The following is a 20,006-nucleotide window of genomic DNA, read 5'->3' on the forward strand; positions in this document are numbered from 1 at the left end:
GTGGCAGGCGAGCACGTCTGTCCACCACAGTCGCCGCGTCGCGCGGGGAGGAGAGACCGATGGATGCTCAGCTGCCAGGCCGAGCCGGTGTCGGCCGGCGAACCGGATCCCACTACGGCAACGTCAGGCGCGCTGCCCGCATCAGCGCCGGCCACGCCGGCACGGCGCACCCGCCGAGCGACGGCTGGTTCGTCTCGCTGGCGGTTGCCGCCGACCTTGTCGGTGTCTCGGTCAAGACGCTCCGACGCCGGATCACCGCGCATGTGCTGCCTGCCTACCGGCTTGGCGGCGGTCGCCTCATCCGGGTCAACCTCGATGAGGTTCGCGAAGCGCTCCTGATCCCGTACGACGATGCGTGATCCGATGCGAGCCACGACGACGACCCCGGCGGTGGCCTCGACGCCCATCGGGCGAGCCCTCGACCTGTTCGGTCATCCTTCCCGAAGTAGATCGAGTCCGGCGTCGATCCAGGAGTTCCCTGGAGGGCCCATCTCGCAATAGTGGACTTCGTGGGGTGCATCTCAGTCTCGAACCAGAGACACTCGTGTGCCCGGCCGCCACCCGCATCGAGGAAGACGTCGTCATCGCCGTCATGCGCGACGCCTCCAGGCGCACCATCCTCGTCTTCGTCAACCCAGCGGTGGCGACGAGCGTCGAGGTACCACTGCCAGGTCGCGGGGTCGTAGGGTTGCTCCGGTTCTTGGTCGATCGCGGCGCAGCCCTGGCAATCGTCGTCATAGTCGATGCCGTGCTCGTCACACTCGTCCAACGCTGGGTCCCAGGTCGAACCCTCTCCGTCGAACACAGGTCTGGGCGGCCAGAGGATCTCAAAGTACTCGTCCGGGTCGAGCCACTCCAGCCCCGCACCATCCATCAGATCAACTTTGCAATCGCCCTGCCCCTCGGTGTAGGCGTGGTCGATCGTCTCGGGAAGGATGAGCCGCCCACCCATCTCCGAGTCTTCGTTCCGGCCCTGCCACCATCGCTCCACGGCGCGCTTGCCGGCGGTCTCGCGGTCGGTCTCGACCGAGACGATGTGCAGTCGGTCGTAGTCATCCTTGGCCAGCGACTGGAGCAGCCGGTCGCCGTAGGCGGGTGACGCCATCGTCCCCTCGATGACAACGTCCATTCGGGCCAGGAGCGCTGCGCGCCGCACGGCGTTGCACACCTCGGTCGATGTCGTCTGCAGCAGCGGCCTCAGTTCGCGGGGGCGCAACACCCCGCCGTCCGGCAGCGGCGTGCCGAGCAGATCGGCGTAGAGCCCCTTCGTGGCGCACCAGCGGGCGAGGTGGTCCTTGGCGATGTCGGCGTCGATGACGAGGCGCATTGACAGGTCGTCAATTGCGGTCCTCAGAATGCTCGACTTGCCCGCTCCTGGTGGGCCAGCAGTGACGACGACGCAGGTGCCCCTTCGGCCCACCCCGTCCGCGTATGCGCCGACGTACCAGTCGCGCGCCTCGCGGACGAGGTGGCGCAGCTCGCTGCGAGTCAGGAGTGAGTCGAGTGGCGAGCCATGCCTCACGACGGCAAGCGCGGCCTCGTGGGTCTCGTCGCGCGGCTCAGCCACGTGCGTCGAGTACCCGGTCGATCTCCTCCTCGGAGATGAAGCCGTCCTCCAGCAGGTCCTCCAGCGCCTGCTGAGAGTCCTCGGCGAGCACGCCGTCGACCGGGTCGGCGATACGGGGAACCCAGTTCTCGAAGCTGATCAGTCGCTCGACCATCTCGTCCGGCGAGCTGTCTTCGACGAACCGTCGCAGCACGATCTCCTCGAGCGACTCATGCTCGGCGCCCAGGACTCGAGCTCGGGCGACCAGGCGGTGCACGCTGGGCTGTGAGAGGTGTGCGAACTGGGCGATCTCCCGCTGTGGCATCCCGTCGAGCGACGCGAGATAGACCTGGCGCATGCGTTCGACCTCGGCGAGGCGGGCGCGTGCGTACGACAGCTTCAGTTCGAATCCGTGTTCGACGACTGCTGCGATGCTCATGTCTGACCTCCGTTCGGACCAGGTTAGACGGTGATTCAGGATGAATCGACCTGGTTGAAGTGGCGTTCTGGCTCATGGAGGGCCGGCGGCAGCACGGTCATGGATAGAAACCTGGCAGGGAACGGTCGAGCGTGCGTGGTTCTTGTCCACCGGGCTCGGCGCGGACCGCGACTAGGCTGACGGTCGAATCAGCGCGGCGTACGCCAACGCGGCCGCGGCCGGCGAGATCCGGTGCTCGGTGCGCCGGTCGAACGGCGGCGTGGCGACATTGAGGAGCACGTCGAGGGCGTTGCCCTCGAAGTTGCGGAGCGCGTGGACGTCGACCGAACGCCCGTCGGATCGGTGGTATCCGAGCGAATCCAGGGTCTCGGCGATCTGCCGACGAGGAAGCGCGTTGCCGGCGCTCACGGCCGCGTACGCGAGCACGAGCAGGTTGGCGTCGCGGGCGAAGCCGTCGTCGTCGGGCACGAGCCGCGCGGCGAGATGGTCGAACAGCGCCTGCGGGCTTCGCCGCGCCGCCGCGCCCGCCCTGGTGAGCAGCAGCTTCCCCTTGTACTTGCGGAGCAGCCCGAGCGGCCTGATCAGCAACTCCCGGAAGTCGGCGACGGGAACGGTGAGGTCCTCGCGGTTCGCCTTGCCGATCCAGCCCGCCATCGCCGGGATGAGCGGTGTGACCTCCTCGACGTCGGTCGGCCGCAGGTACCCGGCCGCGGTCAGGGGGATCCCGCCGCCTCCCGCTCGGTCGAGGAACCACTGGTACGGCCGCAGCGCGGCCGCGAGCTCGGCCTCGGGCAGCCGACGGGTCGGGTCGATCGCGACGAGACGCTCGCCCAGGTCGTCGCCGTCGTACTCGAGCATCGCGATGCACTGCAACAGGTGTGCGGGCAGCCCCAACCGGCGCAGCGGGTAGTACGAGCGTTGCAGCTGCGTGTTGACGTCGGCGGGGTCGAAATGGGCTGGGTCGTCGAGCACCTCAGCCAGGCCATCCGCGTCGCGCAGTGACCCGCAGTCTTCCGGCGGGGCGCCGCGCCGTCCGCCGACGCACACGGCCACCGGGGTCTCGGCAGTCGCCGGGAGAACCTCTTCGAGCTTGAGAACGAGCTCCCAGTCGTCGCCGTAGTCGTACACGTAGTGCAGGACGTCGCCCGGCTCGTCGAGCGTCTCGTCCAATCGGACCCGCTCCTCAGGGACGCCGGACTCGTCGTCTTCCTGCTCCTCGACGTCGTACGGGCACAGGAACTGCTCTCCGTCGTTGTCCCACGCGTCGGTGCCGAGGGTGAACCGGTGCAGGTGCGAGTCCGTCCACGCGAACGCGTCCTGCAGCACCTGGTGCACGACGTCGAGCGTCAGGTCCGAGCGCACGTCCAGCCGGCGCCAGATCGGGGGAGCGGCGCGCACGAGGTCGACGCGGAGCCGGAACACCACCGGCTCGGGCAGGCGCGGACGACGGGAGCGGCGCGAAGCCGGGTCCGGCCGACGCGTCCGGTACGTCACTCGGTCGGCTGACGAGCCCGACGACAGCAGCGAGCCGGTGAGCGCACGCAGATCCTCGACACCCATGTCCTTGATGGCGGTCTCGAACTGGCGCAGCAGCGCCTCCTGGTCGCCGTTCACGATGCTCACCGTATCGTCCGAAGGAGCGGCAAACCCTTGTCACATCGATGTTCTCGGCGCCTACCGACCGCCGTCACCGTGCACGCGAAACCGGCAGCTCCGCGTGACCCCGTACGCACCGACCCGAGGCGTCCACACGTCTGGCGCCCGAGGCGCGTCGAGTCGGCACGGTGTGGCGGGGCGCACTCCGCCTCGGCGGCTGCCGTCTTCGCGACTGCGCGGGAAGATCTACCCATGAGTGCGACTTCGTGGGTGCCCGGCGAGCACCTTCAGTCTGAACGTGCGGCAGAGCAGATGGCCGCTCACGCGATGCGTCGGATGGGGTTCCGCGATGCCTTGGAGACACCGGTAGGTCCGGACGCCGCACGACGGCGGTCGGCTCGCACGAGGCCCGGGTCCGCGGAACGTCGCGGGCTCGGGCCGCCTGCTCTCTGGCGGCACCGCAGGACGGGCGTGCTTCCCCTGTTCCGTGGCGAATCCACGGACAAGGTGCTGCAGATCCACGAGCCATCGATGGCGAATTGACGAGTCGAGGTGGCAGGCGACACGTTCTCCGGGCATGAGAGCCACTACCGGGACCGTGCTGGTGATGAGGTCGACCTCGTCACGAGACGGACGACGCCGCGTCGCGGGTATCGAGGTCAGGTCAGCCTTGTCCGTCGCTGTGAAGCATCGCTCGAGGGGCGTTCACCGTGCCCTACCCCACGCCAGGGGCTCCGCGACGACGTCGCAGCCACCGACCATGACGCCCGTGTCGACGTGATCAGTCGCCGAACAGGTCAAACCTCTCGTCGGCAACAGGAGCCGCCTTCCGGGTGACGACGAGCTGGCGCAGGCGCGGCGCCGGGACGCCGCCGCGGGAGAGATGGTGGCCCGCGATGATCCACCTCGTGCCGCTGCCGTCACGTCGGATGCCGCCAGCGATCGAGAACGCGCCGCACCCTTCGAACTCGAATCCGGCGGTGACGACATCACCCACCTCGAGCGTGGCGACCACCCGGCGAAGCGCGTCATCCTCGGCCGAGGGAGGCCCGGACGAGCCGTTGTCGTCGTCCGCGCTCGCGGTGGCGATGATCTGCAGGTCTGGGACGGGCTCCGTGCCCTTGCCGGTCGTCACGTCGAACCAGCCGACCTTGAACGCGGAGTCGGTCAGGTCCCTGCGTACCTGGCCCGAGACGGCGAAGCGTCCGTACTCAGCGTTCTGGAACGTCGCAGTGGCCACCTCACCCACGGCGAGAGATTTGAGTGCGACTCGCAACGCGGTCAGGTCGCGGCGGAGGACGGGTGTGGCGAAGCCGAGATCGTCAGACACGATGTCCAAGGGTATCGCCCGCTGAACTGCAACGATGCCATCGGGTGCTCGTCGCGGCGGTCCGTCCGGGTCGTCTACTGTGCCCGTTGTGCACCTTGCTGAGCTTCCCGGCCTGTCGTTCACCGCGATCGACTTCGAGACCGCGAATCCGAAGCGGGCCTCGGTGTGTGCCGTCGGCGTCGTCAAGGTGCGCGACGGCGTCGTCGTGGACGCGCTCGACACGCTCGTCCAGCCCCCACCGGGCCACGAGGCGTTCAACGGCCGCAACGTGGCGGTCCACGGGATCACGGCCGGCGACGTCGTCGGTGCGCCGGCGTGGGACGTCGTCTACCCGAAGATCGCGGAGTTCGCGGGCAGCGACGCGTTCGTCGCCCACAACGCATCGTTCGACCGCTCGGTTCTGGCGCAGGCGAGCGAGGCGCACGGGATCTTCGTGCCACGGTCGACGTGGCTGTGCACGCGCGACGCGGCGAAGTCGGTGCTGGACCTGCCGTCCTACAGGCTGCCCGACGTCTCCGCTGCGCTCAGCATCGGTGCCCACGCCCACCACGATGCGGGGGCCGATGCGCGGCAGTGCGCTCTGGTTCTGGTCGAGCTGTGTCGCAGGCTGGGTCCCCGCGGGCTCGACCTGGTTCGTCATCACGTCCGCGTCTGGTGACGCGGCTACGGGAGTGAGGACTGCGCGAGTTCAGCGGTCGCCGGAACGGTGTCGCGGGCCGGCGGTTCTCGATCGTGTGCGGTGTGCCGTTGTGAGCCCCAACCCGACACGTGAGACTCCGGAGGGTCGTGCGTACAACGACCCTGCGTGCCTCCTATCCACTGCACCTCGGGCACGATGCCCTGACCGACCGTCGCAGTGCTGGCTCGCGGGACCCTTCGGTGCGCACGCGGGATGGGCGGACGGCATGCTGGCGGTGAGAAGTCGTCTGTCTTGGAGGAGGCTCAGATGCGTGTCGTCAGCATCATCGCGGACATCGCCGTGGACGACGTGGGCGAGGCGAAGGGCTTCTACGCGGACTACCTGGGGTTGAGCGTCGAAGAGTTCAGCCTGGGGTGGGTGGCCCGGTACACGTCGCCGGACACGGGGGCACACCTCCAGCTCGTCTCTCGCGATGCGACCGCACCGGTGAACCCGGTCGTCTCGATCAAGGTCGACGACGTCGAGGCTGCGCTGGCGGAGGCGCAGGAACGCGGCTACGAGATCGTGCATCCCCTGACGATGGAGGCATGGGGTGTGACCAGGTTCTTCGTCCGGGCTCCCGACGGCAACGTCATCAACGTGGTGCAACAGCACCAGGAGTAGGAGCACCTGCCGCCGCTCGGCGGTCCGCCTGGGATGTCGAGGACGTGCGGCGGGTCGAGGCGGAGGGCGCTGTCACGTGGTCAACGGAGCGTGTGCGTCACGTGCTCGAGCCAGCGGGCGACGGTGGCCAGCTCGTCGGCGGTGAAGCCGTCGGTCAGGCGGTCGTTCAGCTCGGCCAGCCCGGCGCGAACACCGTCAAGCGCCGCCGTGCCGGTGGGCGTGAGGTCTAGGCGCACGGTGCGCCGGTCGTCGGGGTCGGTCCGACGGCGCACGAGGTCGGCGCGTTCCATGCGGGCTAGCAGGCCGCTGGCGCCGGCGGGGGAGGCCTGTAGGGCGGCCGTCACCTCGCCGACCGTCGCTCCTGGGTGGTTCGCCACATGGAGCAGCACCCCGGCGGCGGGGGCGCTGATGGCCTGGCCGCTGCTCGCGGCCGTCTGTGCGCTGCCGCGCCCTGCGATCCACCGTCGGATCTGGCGCTCTGCCGCGGTGACGAGGAACACCAGCCGCGGCGGGCGACGTCGGGCAGCTGTCATCGGCGCGGCTTCCTGGGGCGGAGGCTGACGTTTCCGTCCTGCTGCGCCGGGGCGGCCTCGGCTCGGGCGTCGAGCCAGGCGAGGAGCTGGAGCCAGAAGGTGTCGCGCAGGCCGCGGCGGAAGAAGCCGGTGTGCCCGATGCGCTCCACGCCGCCCTCGGCCGGGCTCCAGGTGCGGCGCTCGACGCGGGCGGCAGTCAGGTGGTCGGTGATCGCCTCGATCTGCGCGGGCGTGGCCCACGGGTCGTCGGTGAGCCCGATGGCGAGCACGTCGCCGGTGACGCGTGCGGCGTCCGCGGTGGCGTCCATGGTCGGGTCGTCGAAGAAGTACCCGGGCAGTCGCGACCAGCGGCTCCACTCGAGCATGGCGGCGGCGGGCATGTCCTCGCCGAGACCCATGCGGCGGCCGGGCACGTAGCCCAGCACGCGGGCAGCCGCGGGGCCGAGCACCCGGAGGATCAGCCCGACGCGCGCCCGCTCGCGGCGGTCGGGGATCGTCGCGGTCACGCCCGCGTGGGACGCGACCGTCACGAACCCGGCGAGGCCGCGTGACCCGTGCCCCAGCGCGAGCGCGTGCCCGCCGATGCTGTGCCCGACGGCGAGCTGCGGCACGTCGCCGAACCGCGGGCGAGCCCACGCGGCGACCGCGGGGACGTCGTCGGACATCCAGTCCCGCATGCGCAGGCCGCGATGGTCGCGCGGGCTGCCGGACCGGCCGGTGCCGCGGTAGTCGTACGTGACTGCCGCGTACCCGTGCGTCGCGAGGAACTCTGCGAAGGCGGTGTACAGGCGCTCGGGGACCGCCGTCGCGGGATGGATCACCACGACGGCGCGCGGCGACTCGTCGACGGGCTTGCGCACCGTGCCGGCGACCCAGCCACCTGCCGGGATCTGGATCCGCAGCTCGTCGGAGTCCACCGGCCCCACGTTGTCACTTCGCATGCGAAATATCCTAGCGGCCTGCACGACGAGTCCCGTGGTCGGGCGGCCCTCAGAACGGCTGTGTGGCACTCTTCGGTCGTGAATCCTCCGAACCGGCCGCGCCGGGGCTTCTGGTACCAGGTGTGGCGACCGTTCCGGGCCCTCGGTCGCGGCATTGCCCGCGTCCTGGAGGTGTTCGACCTCATCAGCGTCGTCGTGAACGTCGGACGCGGCGTCGTCTGGCTCTTCCGAGGCGTGGGGAGCCTCGTGGCGCGCATCTTCGACTGGTGATCCGCGGGCATCACCTGGCGAACGACGTCAGCAGCCGTCGAACTTCCACTCGCCATCCTCGAGCACCCACGGCTGAGAGGACACCGTGCCTTCCTCGGTGGACGACCGGTAGTCGTAGGTGACGACTGCCAAATCGCCGTCGAAACGGTCGATGGTGATGTTCGCAGCCTGAGGGCGACGGCACGCGAGCATCCGCGACGAGGAGTTCTGCCGGCGGCTGGTCGCGGACGCCGTCGACGGCCTGGGCGGGCTCGACATCCTGGTCAACAACGCCGCCTATCAGATGTCCCAGGACGAGGGCCTGCGCGGCATCACGACGGGCCAGCTCGACCGCGTGCTGAAGACGAACGTGTACGCGCTGTTCTGGATCACCAGGGCGGCGCTGGACCACCTGCCGCGCGGTGGGGCGATCATCAACACCACGTCGATCCAGGCGTTCGAGCCGAGCCCGCAGCTGCTCGACTACGCCACCACCAAGGCGGCGATCCTCAACTTCACCCAGGGGCTCGCGCAGCAGCTCGCGCCCGAGGGGATCCGCGTGAACGCCGTCGCGCCGGGACCGATCTGGACGCCGCTGATCCCCGCGACCATGCCGGACGAGAAGATCGAGCAGTTCGGCGCGGACACGCCGCTCGGCCGTGCAGGGCAGCCGGCCGAGCTGGCGCCCGCGTACGTGTTCTTCGCGTCCCAGGAGGCCAGCTACATCACCGGCGACCGCCTCGGCGTGACGGGCGGCCGCACGCTCTGAGCGTCCGCTACAGGGTGGCGGTGTCGATGACGAACCGGTAGCGGACGTCGCTGGAGAGCACCCGCTCGTAGGCGTCGTTGATCTGGTCGGCGCTGATGAGCTCGGTCTCGGGGGCGATGCCGTGCTCGGCGCAGAAGTCGAGCATCTCCTGCGTCTCGGCGATGGAGCCGATGGTGGAGCCGGCGAACGACCGGCGGTTGCCGAACAGCGTGAACATGGTGACCGGCATGGGCTCCGGGGGGGCACCGACGTTGATCATCGTGCCGTCGAGGCGCAGCAGCCGCAGGTAGCGGTCGACGTCGAGTGCCGCGCTCACGGTGTTGACGACGAGGTCGAACCGGTTGGCCAGCGCCTCGAACGTCGCGTCGTCGTCGGTCGCGTGGTAGTCCTTCGCGCCGAAGGCGTGGCCGTCGTCCTTCTTGGCGAGCGTGCGCGAGAGCACGGTGACCTCGGCGCCCATGGCAGCGGCGATCTTGACGGCCATGTGGCCGAGGCCGCCCATGCCGACCACGGCGACCCGCTTGCCGGGGCCGGCCTTCCAGTGCGCGAGCGGCGAGTAGGTGGTGATGCCCGCGCACAGCAGCGGCGCCGCGGAGGCGTACGGGATGGCGTCGGGGAGGCGGAGCACGAAGTCCTCGTCGACGACGACGTGCGTCGAGTACCCGCCCTGGGTGATGGTGCCGTCCCGGTCGACGGCGGCGTACGTGTCGGTGCTGCCCGTCAGGCAGTAGTTCTCCATGCCGGCGCGGCAGTTCTCGCACTCGCGGCACGAGTTGACGATGCAGCCGACGCCGACACGGTCGCCCACGGTGTGCTTGGTGACGTCGGCGCCGACCTCGACCACCTCGCCGACGATCTCGTGGCCGACCACCTGCGGGTAGGTGATGGGACCCCAGTCTCCGCGCACGGTGTGGATGTCGGAGTGGCAGATCCCGGCGTAGCGGATGGCGATCAGGACGTCCTGGGGGCCGACGTCGCGACGCTCGATGGTCGTGGGGACCAGCGGCTCGGTCGCGGACGGCGCGGCGTAGGCATTGACGGTGCGCAACGGTTCTCCTTGGTCGGTGTGGCGGCGCTCACTGTACGCGGCGGTGCGGGCTCGCCGCCGCGGCCCGTCGTCGCTGACAGCCGCGTTCGGGAAACGTTCGGCGGCGATGGCCCGCGAGCAACGCGGCTGACGGTCCGTGGGGCGAGCGGCCGTCAGAGCGCGGCGAGGATCTCCTGCGCGGCGCGCTCGCCGGACTCGACGGCGCCGTTGAGGTAGCCCTGGCTGTCGATCGAGGTGTGCTCACCGGCGAAGTGGCAGGTCCCGGACGGTTCGGCCTCGGCCCCGGCGAAGGTCGTGTACTGGCCGACCTTGTAGTACGAGTACGAGCCGCGCGTCCACCGGTACCCGGGCCAGTAGTCCAGTGCGGCGGCACCGGTCCACTCCGGGGGGACGGTCGGCAGCACGGGGGCGAGCTGGCCGAGGAACCGGCGGGCATACCGGGTGGCCGGCCCACCGGCGAAGTCGCGAGCGACGGTGCTGCCGGTGAAGTTGGTCAGGAGGCCTCGGGCGCGGCCCTGACCCAGCGTCGTGTCCCACGTGGCCTGGTAGCCGGTGTCGGCGAACGTCGCCCCGTCGCAGCCGGCGTCCTGCCAGGCGGGCCGTGCGAACTCCAGGACCAGCTTGGTGTTGTCGCCCATGGGCAGCGACCTGATGGCGGTCCGCTTCGGTGCCGAGAATCCCGCGTCGCGCAGGTCGACGCGCCGCAGCAGGGAGAACGGCAGCGCGAGCAGCACGCGGTCGGCGAGCACCGAGGTGGTCCGGTCACGGCGGGTCAGGCGCACCGTGTACCGGCCGCTGCTCTCCCGCTTCAAGCCGGTCAGGGCGGTGCGGGTCTCGATCTGGCCGGGCAGCGCGTCGGCGAGCCGCGTGACGATCTGGTCGTTGCCGCCAGCGACGTGGTAGACCTCGTCGGACTCCCCGAAGAGCTCCGGGTGCTCGTCCGTGGAGTACCCGAACAGGTTGACCAGGTTGAGCGACGACTGCGCGTCGATGTCGGCGCCGTACTCGATCGTGTAGGCCACGTCGAGCAGGCGGCCGAGCCGGGACGTCGACCCGCCCGGCACGTAGGCGTCGATCCACTGCCGGATCGACATGAGGTCCAGCTCGCGGGCCCGCGGGGTGTAGCCGGTGTAGAGGATCGGGAAGCCGGCGGCCGCCGCGTCGCTCTGCGCCTGTGGCAGGATCTCACGCAGGTCGTCACGGACCTCTCCGGCCAGGTACGGCGCGCCGTCGAAGAAGTAGAAGGGCTCCAGGCCCGGCGGTGTCGCCACCACCCGGTTCTCGACGCTCAGCCCGAGCTCGTCGATCAGGGCGAGGATCTGCGTGTGGCCGGTGTCGATGAGCTCCCCGCCGTGCTCGGACACCAGGCCATGGTCCCAGCGGCGGTTCGACCAGCACCGGCCGCCGAGGCGCGCGGACGCCTCGTAGACGGTCGAGCCGACGCCGGCCCGCTTCAGCCGGTACGCGGCGGTCAGGCCAGCCAGGCCCGCCCCGACGATGACGATGCGCGGCCGCCGTCCGGAACCCCCGGCCGCCGCGGCACCCGGTGCCGGCCCGGCGGCCGCGACGCCGCCCGCCGCGGCGAGGGCGCCACCGAGGAACTGGCGCCGCGTCAGCCCTCCTCCCGCCTTCGGCCGGGGTTCTCGAGCCTCGTCGTGAAGTTCGCGGACCATCCGGCGCAGAGCCGCGTGAAGGGGAGTTCGCATCGTCGCCTACCCGGGAGAGAGGGGAATCGCGTGCCTCGCACAAGAATCGTGCGCCTCCCCGATCGGCCCGGCAACCGGTCCGCGACCCGCTGTCAGGCGATCAGCGCGTGCGGATACCCCGGTTGGCGACGCTGGAAGCTCAGGATGCTGGGGTTCTCGACCACCCCGTCACGGATCTCGATCGCGCGCTCGATGGTGAGGCTCGCCGCCCACGACGTGGGGCCCTCCATGACGGTCCGCAGGAACGGCAGGATCGCCTCGCTGATCTCCCAGGTCGCGGCGTTCCACAGGTACGAGGGGCTGTGGTCGACGGCGTAGTAGTTCACCCCTCGTCCCACGGTGAACATCGGGTCGTCGAACCCGGTGGGCCTGGCCCACTCGAAGCCCATGCCCTCGTCGCACGAGACGTCGATGATCAGGCTCCCCGTGGCGAACCCCGCGAGGTCCTCGGTCCGCAGGTAGGTCAGTGGTGCGGCGACGTCCTGGAGGGTGCAGTTGACGACGATGTCGTGCGACGCCAGGAACTCCGGGAGCAGCGCGTCGCCGTCCTTCGTCAGCACCGTGCTGAGGTGGATGGGGACGTCGCCGGTGTTGAGCTGCGCGATGTGGGCCGAGTGGATCGGGGAGCCGACGGCCGCGACCTCACGCTGCGTGAGCACCTGGATGTCGTGGACGCCGTGCGCCTTGAGCGCCGTCACGGCCCCGCGGGCCGTCGCGCCGAAGCCGATGACGACGGCGCTGCGCCGGGGACCGTAGTCGCCGGTCGACCCGATGAGGCGCAGCGCGTCGAGCACGGAGCAGTAGCCGGCGAGCTCGTTGTTCTTGTGGAACACGTGCAGGCTGAAGTCGCCGCGGCGGGTCCAGTGGTTCATCGCCTCGAACGCGACGAGCGTGAGCCGGCGGTCGATCGCCGTCTGCGTCATCCCGGCGTCCTGCACGCAGTGCGGCCACCCCCACAGCGCGCGGCCCTCGGGGATCGCGGCCACGTCCGCGGCCTGCGGCTTGGGCAGGAGCAGCACGTCCGCGGCCCCGATCACCTCGGCGCGGTCCGCGACCCGGCCCACGCGCGACTCGACGTAGCCGGGCTCGAGCTGGAAGTCGGCGCCGTACCCGCGCTCGACGACCATCCGGGCGCGCACGTCCGGGTCGATCCGGTCCAGGTGGTGGGGATGGATCGGCAGCCGCCGCTCGTTCTCCATCGAGGAGCCCGCGAGCAGCCCGAGGGAGAGCAGGGTGCTGCTTGGCGTGTCGTCGTCCGACGACGCGACAGGGACGGAGGAACGTTGAGCGGTGCCGGACATCCGGTCTCCCAAGATCAGGGAACCGAGGTCAGCTCCTGGCCCGACTGTACGCTGCGGGCGGGTCGGCGCAGGCCACGCCCAGCCGCCCGAGGACGCCGCGCTCAGGCCAGGTCGCGGTCGATCCTGCGCTGCCAGTTCTGCGAGTACACGCGCGGGTGGCCCTGTTCCTCGTCGAGCTCGTACGCGTCGAGCTGGGCGTTGATGAGGAACTCGGTGCTGGTGCACGTCAGCACGGTGCGGGTGACGACCTCGACGCGCCAGTCGCCGTTCTCCAGCCGGCGGACGGTGCGGGTCTCGCCGCGTGCGGAGGTGACGTCGTTCCAGCGGAAGCTGTACCACTCGCGGGTGTCGCGGTGGATGACGGTGCCGGTGTCCTCGATCCGGAACGTGCCCTGGTCGTTGACGATCTCCAGCGTCGAGACGTCCGTGGCGAGGTCCCGCGTGACGCGCCACGAGTGCTCGCCGGTGGCGAGCGCCGTCGTCTCGTCCTCCTCCGCGGCCTCCGGCGGGCCGAAGGGACGCAGCCGCTCGTCCTCCGGCCGGGGCCTGCGGACGGGCAGGTGCAGCGCGCTGCGGCCGGTCGTGATGGTCACGGTCGCCGGCTCGGGGGCCGGCCAGATCAGCGGCCAGTACGACGTCGAGATCGACACCCGCAGCCGGTGACCGGCGGGCAGGGACTGGGCGATGCCGTTGAGCTGGACCGTGACCGGGTAGGTGCGCCCGGGCTCGAGCGGCTGCGGGTTCTCGCTGCCGTCGCGGTGCGTCAGGTTGAGCACGCCGTAGGTCACGCGGGTCGCCTCCCCGTCGGGGGCGACGTCGGACAGCCGGACCGCGAGCTGGGCCACCGGGCGGTCGGCGGAGACCTCGAGCGCGACGCGCGGCAGCCCGAGGAGCTCGAGCGGCTCGGCCAGGGGCTCCGTCTCGAACACGAGCGCGCCGCCGTCCTCCTCGCGCTGGTCGTACGGCAGGTCGGGCACCGCCGAGTACGACGCCCACTTGCCGGCGAACATCCCGACGCTGAGCGGGGAGAGCAGGCTCACCCGCTGCTCGCGAGCGCCGCCGTTCTCGCTGCCGCCGTCGTCGTCGCCCCCCACGCCTTCGACGACGCCGTCCGGCTCCACCGACACGCCAGCCGCCGGCGACAGGTGGTGCGGTGTGAACCGGTACTCGACGTCCTCGACCCCGGGCGCGGGCCAGCTCGGCTCGGCGACCCAGCGGCCGGGCCGGTCCTCGTAGGAGGCGCTGGGCCGCACGCTGTCCTGCATCCACGCGCGCAGCATCGGCTCCTCCTGCAGGCCGGTGTCGACGCCCTTGAGCCAGTGGTCCCACCAGCGCACCAGCTCCTGGAGGAACCCGATCGCCGGGCCGGGCACGCCGAGGTGCGGATAGCGGTGCCCCCACGGGCCGATGAGCCCCTTGCGGGGCACGTCGAGGTGCTCCAGCAGCCGGAAGATCGCGTTGGTGTAGCCGTCGGCCCAGCCGCCGACGGCCATCACGGGGCACTTCACGCGGGAGTAGTCCTCGCAGACCGACGCCGGCTTCCAGTAGTCGTCACGACGCTGGTGGCGCAGCCAGGTGTCGAGCCACAGCCCGCTGCCCTCGAGGCGTTCGTGCCACATCGACCGCCAGCGGTCGCCGACGACGGCCGGGTCGGGCGGCAGGCTGTTGAAGGCGAACATCACCGTCGCCTCCGACAGGTTGTCGGCCAGCAGGCAGCCGCCCATGTAGTGCATGTTGTCCACGTACAGGTCGTCGGTGGCCGACGCGCTGACGATCGCCTTGAGCGCGGGCGGCGCGGCGGCGGCCACCTGGAGGCTGTTGAAGCCGCCCCACGAGATGCCCATCATGCCGACGTTGCCGTCGCACCACGGCTGGTCCGCGAGCCAGGCGATGACGTCCTCGGCGTCCTGGATCTCCTGCGGCCGGTACTCGTCCACCATGACGCCGTCGGAGTCTCCGCTGCCTCGCAGGTCCACGCGCAGGCACGCGTACCCGTGCCCGGCGATGTAGGGGTGGTTGAACGCGTCGCGCCCCCGGGTGGCGTCCCGCTTGCGATAGGGGATGTACTCCACGATCGCGGGGACGGGGTGCGTCGCGGCGTCGACCGGCGCCCACATCCGCGCGGCCACCCGCTGGCCGTCGCGCAGCGGGATGAACAGGTTCTCGACGGTCTCGGTCTCGTGGGGCAGCTCGGTGACGGTCCTCATCCGGCGTCCTCCTCGGTGACGGGTTCGAGCTCGAACGGCAGCAGGTCCACCGCCTGACGGAACCGCGCGGCGAGCTGGTCGTGGTCGTCGGCGCCCAGGTAGACGCTGCCCAGCCGGAACCGGTAGCTGTCCTGGTGCGGCAGCTCGGACAGCCGGTCGCCGGGCTGCACCTGCAGCGTGACCTGCGTGTCGGGCATGGCCTGCTCGAGCGCGGCCAGGTCCGCCTCGCCGGGGACGCTGCGCACTATCGCGTCCTTGTCGTGGAACAGGTGCCACTGGCCGGCGACGGCGAACGGGCCCTCCCGGTGGGGCATCCGGGGGGTCCGGCCGAGGGCGACGTCGATGGCCACCTCGTGGTTGGACGTGCCGTCGACCTTGAGGAAGAGCTCGGTGTGGGACTGCGAGATGCGCGTGTTCACCTCGATGAGCCGCAGCCGGTCGGTCTCGGGGTCCCACATGTACTCGACGTTGAAGGCGCCGTCGTCGTAGTCGATGTGCCGCAGGAACCTCTCGGCGACGTCGACCATCCGCTGCTGCACCTCGGCGGGCACGGTCACGGCGGGGTAGTCCAGGTGGTCGATGCTGTGCCCGGACGCGTCGCGGTGCATGTCGACGATGCCGTGCACGCTGAACCTGCCCTGCGCGACCACTCCCTCCGGGGCGATCTGGATGCCGGTGATGACCTCCTCGGCGAGGCACGTGTTCCCGCCCGCGCCGTGGAGGCTCTCGGGCAGGTCCACCCGGCGCAGCACCTGGTTGAAGGCGTCGCCGACGTCGGTGATCTCCGCCCGGATCTCCCCGAGGGCCGCCGCGAACTCCTTCTCGTCGTGGATCTCGAAGCCGAGGTTCGACGAGTGCGCCTTGACCGGCTTGACCCAGAACGGGTAGGTCAGGTCCACCTGCTCGAGGGCGTCGTCGGCGAACGGGTCGAACGCGGCGAACCCGGGCACCACCTCGGGCACGGACTGCTGCTGCTCCAGCCTGCTCCAGTACTTGTGCTCGCACTTGAGCATGCTCGTCACCGACGGTGCGGGGATGTCGTGCTCGTGGGCGAGGATCGGCGCCAGGAGCGAGCTCGGGAAGTCCCAGTGGCACACGATGGCGTCGACCGGCCCGGAGAACGCGGCCAGCTCGGTGCGCGCCTGGTCGAGCAGCTCGTCGAAGTCGTAGTCCGTGTCCCTCACGAGCGTGTCGTAGTCGAGCAACGAGTGGAAGGAGTAGCGCGCGGCGTGCCGCATGCTCTCCAGCTCCTTGCGCTGCAGGTCGGTCATGCCCAGCACGAAGACGTTGCGGGTCCGGCCATCAGGTTCGCTCATCCGCCGACGCAATCACGCCTGGTACCTCCCCGCAACGACGCCTGCCGCCGCGGGGCCAGGCGGGCTGCTCCGGGTGCGGGCGACCGGGCGGCGGGTGACCGTGGTGAGGTTCGCGTCGAGCCGAGGCGCGGCACCCGACCAGGTCGAGGGCACGCCCTCGGACGGGAGCACCCATGTTCTTTCACCGCCAGGAGCTGCAGCACCAGGCCAAGCCCGACAAGCCCGACGCCGTCTACGCCCGCAAGCTGCAGGAGGTCCTCGGCGGGCAGTACGGCGAGATCACGGTGGCCATGCAGTACGGGTTCCAGTCGTGGAACGCGCACCTGCCCGGCAAGTATCGCGACCTGCTCTACGGCATCGGCGCCGAGGAGTTCGGGCACGTCGAGATGCTGGCCACGATGATCGCCCAGCTGCTCGAGAAGGCGCCCGTCGGGGCGGTCGAGGGCGCCGTGCAGGACGACCCCACGGTCGCCGCGATCATCGGGGGCACCGACCCGCAGCACGCGATCGTCGCGGGCGCCGGCGCCCGCCCGGTCGACTCCAACGGCAACCCGTGGACGGCGGGCTACGTCACGGCGAGCGGTAACCTGCTGGCCGACTTCACGTCCAACGCCAACGCCGAGATGCAGGGCCGGCTCCAGGTGGCCCGGCTCTACCACATGACCGACGACGCGGGGGTGCGGGACCTGCTCGCCTTCCTGCTCGCCCGGGACACGATGCACCAGAACCAGTGGATCGCCGCCGCGCAGGAGCTGCGCGACGAGGGCGTCGAGGAGCTGCCGGTGCCGAGCACGTTCCCGCTCGGCAAGGAGGACCGTTCGGCGTCCTACCAGTACATCAACTTCTCCGACGGCGAGCAGGCCTCCGAGGGTCGCTGGGCCAGCGGCCCCGCCCCCGACGGCAAGGGCGAGTTCGAGTACGTGGCCGAGCCGGTCCGCGGCGTCCCGATGCCGCCTCCGACCCAGCCGGACGAGCGGCTGCACGGCACCACTCCCAAGCCGTCGGGGCTCGAGAAGGCCGCCGGCGCCGTCAAGGACGCGCTGCACAAGGACTGAGGTCGGGAGGCGCGCGCCGGCCCCCGGGCCGCTCCTCCCGGTTGCGACCTCCGGCGAAGTGGTCACGATGAGGCCAGAGCAAATCTCATCCGTGACATTCACCGGAGGCGCTGGTGGCCCAGAAAAACGTGGTGGTGCGCCGTCCGATCGGCACGACGGCGGCGCTCGCGGCGGGGGCCGCCGCCGTGCTCGCGGGCTGTGCCGGGCCGGACGTCACGCAGGCCCAGGACGTCGTCACGGTGTTCACCGAGGCCGTGACGGCGGGGGGACGGGGACGCGGCCTGCCGCCTCCTGCTGCCCGACGCCGCGGCGACGCTCGAGCAGGAGGCGGGGAAGCCGTGCCCGCAGGCCGTCATGGACCCCGCGGGACCGTTCGGCGACCTCGTCGGCACCGACGGCCCCGCCCAGGTGGAGGAAGCCCACGTCGCAGGCCGCCAGGCGCAGGTCGCCACCGGCGACGACACGTACTTCCTCGCGCTGTCCGGCGACGGGTGGGTCATCACCGCGGCGGCGTGCGAGCCACGCCCCCAGCGGCCCTACGACTGTGAGGTGGAGGCATGAGGGAGGCCCGAGCACTGTTCTGGACGACGATCCTGCTCATCGTCGTCGGACTGGTCCTGGCGTTCCTGATCGCGGGGGCGCACCGATGAGGGGGCTGCCGCGCCCGCTGCGGGGAAGCTCGCTGAGCATCTTCTTCGGCCTGTTCTTCCTGCTGTCGCTCGCGGGCCAGGCCGTCAGCGGCGTCGCGGTGTTCAACGCGGACCAGGTGGCGGCGGGGCTCGAGCCCGTGACCGCGGGCCGGTACGTCACGTCGTCGGCGTTCTGGGTGGACGTCACCGAGAACTGGCAGTCGGAGTTCCTCCAGTTCCTGCTGTTCATCACCGCGACCGTGTGGCTGGTCCAGCGCGGGTCGCCCGAGTCGAAGAAGGTCGGCGGGGCAGGGCGCGAGTCCGACGAGGAGCAGAAGGTCGGCGAGCACGCCGAGCCGGGCTCGCCGTCGTGGGCGAAGGTCCGGGGCTGGCGGCTCTCGGTCTACTCGCGGTCCCTCTCGCTCGTGATGGGCGCGATCTTCGTCGCGTCGTGGGTGGCGCAGTCCGCCGGGGGAGCCGTGGCGTTCAGCGAGGAGCAGATGCGTGACCTGCAGGACCCGGCCCCGTGGGCCCAGTACCTGACCATGCCCGACTTCTGGAGCCGCACCCTGCAGAACTGGCAGTCCGAGATGCTCGCCGTGCTGAGCATGGTCGTGCTGTCGATCTACCTGCGCGAACGCGGGTCGCCCGAGTCCAAGCCCGTGGGCATGGCGCACGACACGACGGCGGTCGGCGGATGACGGCGGCGAGCCCCGGCCTGCGCCGGGCGGTCACCGGCCCGCTGCTGTACCTGTTCATCCTGGGCGACGTGCTCGGCGCGGGCGTGTACGCGCTCATCGGGGAGATGGCCGGCGACGCCGGCGGCCTCGTCTGGCTGTCGTTCGTCGTCGCGCTCGCCATGGCCCTGCTGACGGCGTTCTCCTACGCCGAGCTCGTGACCAAGTACCCGCAGGCGGGCGGCTCGGCCGTGTACGCGGAGCGGGCGTTCCGCAGCCCGCTCCTCGCGTTCCTCGTCGGGTTCTGCATGCTGGCGGCCGGCACGGTGAGCGCCGCCGGGCTGTCGCTGGCGTTCACCGGCGAGTATTTGACAGCGTTCCTGGACGTACCGCAGGTGCCCGCCGCGATCGTGTTCCTGCTGGTCGTGGCGCTCGTCAACGCGTGGGGCATCAAGGAGTCGCTGCGGGCGAACGTCGTGATGACGGCGATCGAGTCCGCGGGCCTGGTGCTGGTCATCGTGCTGGGCGCCTGGGTGATCGGCCGCGGCGACGCCGACCTGGCCGGGGCGTTCACGCCGCCGGCGGACACGTCCGTGGGCCTCGCCGTCCTGGGCAGCGCGCTGGTGGCGTTCTACTCCTTCGTCGGCTTCGAGACGTCGGCCAACCTGGCCGAGGAGGTCCGCGACGTCTCCCGCGTCTACCCCCGCGCCCTGTTCGCCGCGCTCGCGACCGCCGGCGCGGTGTACGTGCTGCTGGGCTTCGTCGCGCCGGCGGTCGTGCCCCCGGACGAGCTGGCCCAGTCCACGGGCCCCCTGCTCGAGGTGGTCCGGGTCGCGGGCGCCGTGCCCCCCGAGCTGTTCGCCGTCATCGCGCTCGTGGCCGTGGCCAACGGCGCGCTGCTGACGATGATCATGACCAGCAGGCTCACCTACGGCATGGCGCGGCAGGGCCTGCTTCCCTCGCCGCTCGCGCGGGTGCTGCCCGGCCGCCGGACGCCCGGCGTCGCCATCGCCGTCACCACCGCCCTGGCCATCGTGCTCGCCGCCACGGGGGAGCTCGTCGACCTGGCGTCGACCGTCGTCCTGCTGCTGCTCTTCGTGTTCCTCTCGACGAACACGGCCGTGCTCGTGCTGCGCCGCGACCACGTGGAGCACGAGCACTTCCGGTCACCGACGGTGATCCCCGTGCTGGCGATCGCCTCGTGCCTGCTGCTGCTCACCCAGCAGGAGGCGCAGCACTGGGCGCTCGCGGGGGTGCTGCTCGCCGCCGGGGTCGTCGTCTACCTGCTGACCCGGTGGGCCAGGTCGGCCCGACGACGGTCGAGGGAAGGTTCCTGACTCGCGTCTTGTCGAGCGTGCCCC

Annotated in this window: 20 protein-coding genes and 1 pseudogene; 9 read left to right on the top strand and 12 right to left on the bottom strand. The window is 70.9% G+C overall.

The genetic code is table 11. The features are described 5' to 3' along the window. Positions 1-59 precede the first annotated feature (59 nt). Positions 60-359, top strand: a complete 300-nt coding sequence (locus LEP48_RS15990) for a helix-turn-helix domain-containing protein (protein ID WP_225566573.1) — start codon at positions 60-62, stop codon at positions 357-359. Here the strand turns inward: LEP48_RS15990 and LEP48_RS15995 are convergent. The 4 genes from LEP48_RS15995 to LEP48_RS16010 form a co-directional block, all read right to left on the bottom strand. Beyond that, positions 275-1,567 carry a zeta toxin family protein gene (locus tag LEP48_RS15995; protein ID WP_225566574.1) on the bottom strand — a complete coding sequence of 431 codons (1,293 nt, stop codon included), beginning with the start codon at positions 1,565-1,567 and terminating at the stop codon, positions 275-277. The genes LEP48_RS15990 and LEP48_RS15995 overlap by 85 nt on opposite strands. After that, positions 1,560-1,985, bottom strand: a complete 426-nt coding sequence (locus LEP48_RS16000) for a hypothetical protein (RefSeq protein ID WP_225566575.1) — start codon at positions 1,983-1,985, stop codon at positions 1,560-1,562. The genes LEP48_RS15995 and LEP48_RS16000 overlap by 8 nt, the downstream gene beginning before the upstream one ends. Before the next feature lie 171 nt (positions 1,986-2,156). Further along, positions 2,157-3,599, bottom strand: a complete 1,443-nt coding sequence (locus LEP48_RS16005) for a plasmid pRiA4b ORF-3 family protein (RefSeq protein WP_225566576.1) — start codon at positions 3,597-3,599, stop codon at positions 2,157-2,159. 763 nt (positions 3,600-4,362) lie between these two features. Continuing rightward, entirely contained in the window at positions 4,363-5,133 is a 771-nt protein-coding gene (locus tag LEP48_RS16010; RefSeq protein WP_225566607.1) for a hypothetical protein, read from the bottom strand. On the opposite strand from LEP48_RS16010, the gene LEP48_RS16015 reads away from it, so the two are divergent. Both LEP48_RS16015 and LEP48_RS16020 read left to right on the top strand, forming a co-directional pair. After that, entirely contained in the window at positions 5,075-5,569 is a 495-nt protein-coding gene (locus LEP48_RS16015; protein WP_308010047.1) for an exonuclease domain-containing protein, read from the top strand. The genes LEP48_RS16010 and LEP48_RS16015 overlap by 59 nt on opposite strands. A gap of 288 nt (positions 5,570-5,857) precedes the next feature. Then, on the top strand, positions 5,858-6,214 hold the full coding sequence (locus LEP48_RS16020) for a VOC family protein (protein ID WP_225566577.1): 357 nt from the start codon (positions 5,858-5,860) through the stop codon (positions 6,212-6,214). Between the two features lie 80 nt (positions 6,215-6,294). Here LEP48_RS16020 and LEP48_RS16025 read toward each other — a convergent pair whose 3' ends face one another. Continuing rightward, positions 6,295-6,747, bottom strand: coding sequence for a MarR family winged helix-turn-helix transcriptional regulator (locus LEP48_RS16025; protein ID WP_225566578.1), 453 nt, complete (start codon positions 6,745-6,747; stop codon positions 6,295-6,297). Continuing rightward, a complete protein-coding gene (locus LEP48_RS16030; protein ID WP_225566579.1) occupies positions 6,744-7,688 on the bottom strand; it encodes an alpha/beta hydrolase family protein in 945 nt (314 codons plus the stop codon). Before LEP48_RS16030 ends, LEP48_RS16025 begins: the two co-directional genes overlap by 4 nt. A gap of 78 nt (positions 7,689-7,766) precedes the next feature. On the opposite strand from LEP48_RS16030, the gene LEP48_RS16035 reads away from it, so the two are divergent. Further along, on the top strand, positions 7,767-7,958 hold the full coding sequence (locus tag LEP48_RS16035; protein ID WP_225566580.1) for a hypothetical protein: 192 nt from the start codon (positions 7,767-7,769) through the stop codon (positions 7,956-7,958). Between the two features lie 27 nt (positions 7,959-7,985). Here the strand turns inward: LEP48_RS16035 and LEP48_RS16040 are convergent, their stop codons facing one another. Further along, positions 7,986-8,225: a hypothetical protein gene (locus tag LEP48_RS16040; protein ID WP_225566581.1), complete on the bottom strand. Its 240-nt coding sequence runs from the start codon at positions 8,223-8,225 to the stop codon at positions 7,986-7,988. On the opposite strand from LEP48_RS16040, the pseudogene LEP48_RS16045 reads away from it, so the two are divergent. Beyond that, a pseudogene (locus tag LEP48_RS16045) lies at positions 8,149-8,706 on the top strand (SDR family oxidoreductase); the annotation flags it as partial. The gene LEP48_RS16040 and the pseudogene LEP48_RS16045 sit on opposite strands and share 77 nt — an antisense overlap. A 7-nt stretch (positions 8,707-8,713) precedes the next feature. Here LEP48_RS16045 and LEP48_RS16050 read toward each other — a convergent pair. The 5 genes from LEP48_RS16050 to LEP48_RS16070 all read right to left on the bottom strand — a co-directional run bounded on the left by LEP48_RS16050 (position 8,714) and on the right by LEP48_RS16070 (position 16,284). After that, a complete protein-coding gene (locus LEP48_RS16050; protein WP_225566582.1) occupies positions 8,714-9,754 on the bottom strand; it encodes an NAD(P)-dependent alcohol dehydrogenase in 1,041 nt (346 codons plus the stop codon). A 152-nt stretch (positions 9,755-9,906) separates the two neighbouring features. Beyond that, on the bottom strand, positions 9,907-11,460 hold the full coding sequence (locus LEP48_RS16055) for a flavin monoamine oxidase family protein (protein ID WP_304608346.1): 1,554 nt from the start codon (positions 11,458-11,460) through the stop codon (positions 9,907-9,909). Between the two features lie 92 nt (positions 11,461-11,552). Then, on the bottom strand, positions 11,553-12,761 hold the full coding sequence (locus tag LEP48_RS16060) for a N(5)-(carboxyethyl)ornithine synthase (protein ID WP_225566583.1): 1,209 nt from the start codon (positions 12,759-12,761) through the stop codon (positions 11,553-11,555). A 101-nt stretch (positions 12,762-12,862) separates the two neighbouring features. Beyond that, positions 12,863-14,968, bottom strand: coding sequence for a CocE/NonD family hydrolase (locus LEP48_RS16065; protein ID WP_225566584.1), 2,106 nt, complete (start codon positions 14,966-14,968; stop codon positions 12,863-12,865). After that, positions 14,965-16,284, bottom strand: coding sequence for an ATP-binding protein (locus LEP48_RS16070; RefSeq protein ID WP_225566585.1), 1,320 nt, complete (start codon positions 16,282-16,284; stop codon positions 14,965-14,967). Before LEP48_RS16070 ends, LEP48_RS16065 begins: the two co-directional genes overlap by 4 nt. Before the next feature lie 173 nt (positions 16,285-16,457). Between LEP48_RS16070 and LEP48_RS16075 the strand changes: the two genes are divergently transcribed. The 4 genes from LEP48_RS16075 to LEP48_RS16090 all read left to right on the top strand — a co-directional run bounded on the left by LEP48_RS16075 (position 16,458) and on the right by LEP48_RS16090 (position 19,982). Beyond that, positions 16,458-17,339, top strand: coding sequence for a manganese catalase (locus LEP48_RS16075; protein WP_225566586.1), 882 nt, complete (start codon positions 16,458-16,460; stop codon positions 17,337-17,339). A gap of 354 nt (positions 17,340-17,693) precedes the next feature. Beyond that, complete coding sequence (locus tag LEP48_RS16080) at positions 17,694-17,900, top strand: hypothetical protein (RefSeq protein WP_225566587.1); 207 nt, start codon at positions 17,694-17,696, stop codon at positions 17,898-17,900. An 85-nt stretch (positions 17,901-17,985) separates the two neighbouring features. Then, positions 17,986-18,669, top strand: coding sequence for a DUF6766 family protein (locus LEP48_RS16085; RefSeq protein WP_225566588.1), 684 nt, complete (start codon positions 17,986-17,988; stop codon positions 18,667-18,669). Further along, a complete protein-coding gene (locus tag LEP48_RS16090) occupies positions 18,666-19,982 on the top strand; it encodes an APC family permease (RefSeq protein ID WP_225566589.1) in 1,317 nt (438 codons plus the stop codon). Before LEP48_RS16085 ends, LEP48_RS16090 begins: the two co-directional genes overlap by 4 nt. Positions 19,983-20,006: the final 24 nt, after the last annotated feature.

Source organism: Isoptericola luteus (genome assembly GCF_020297055.1).
GTDB lineage: Bacteria > Actinomycetota > Actinomycetes > Actinomycetales > Cellulomonadaceae > Isoptericola > Isoptericola luteus.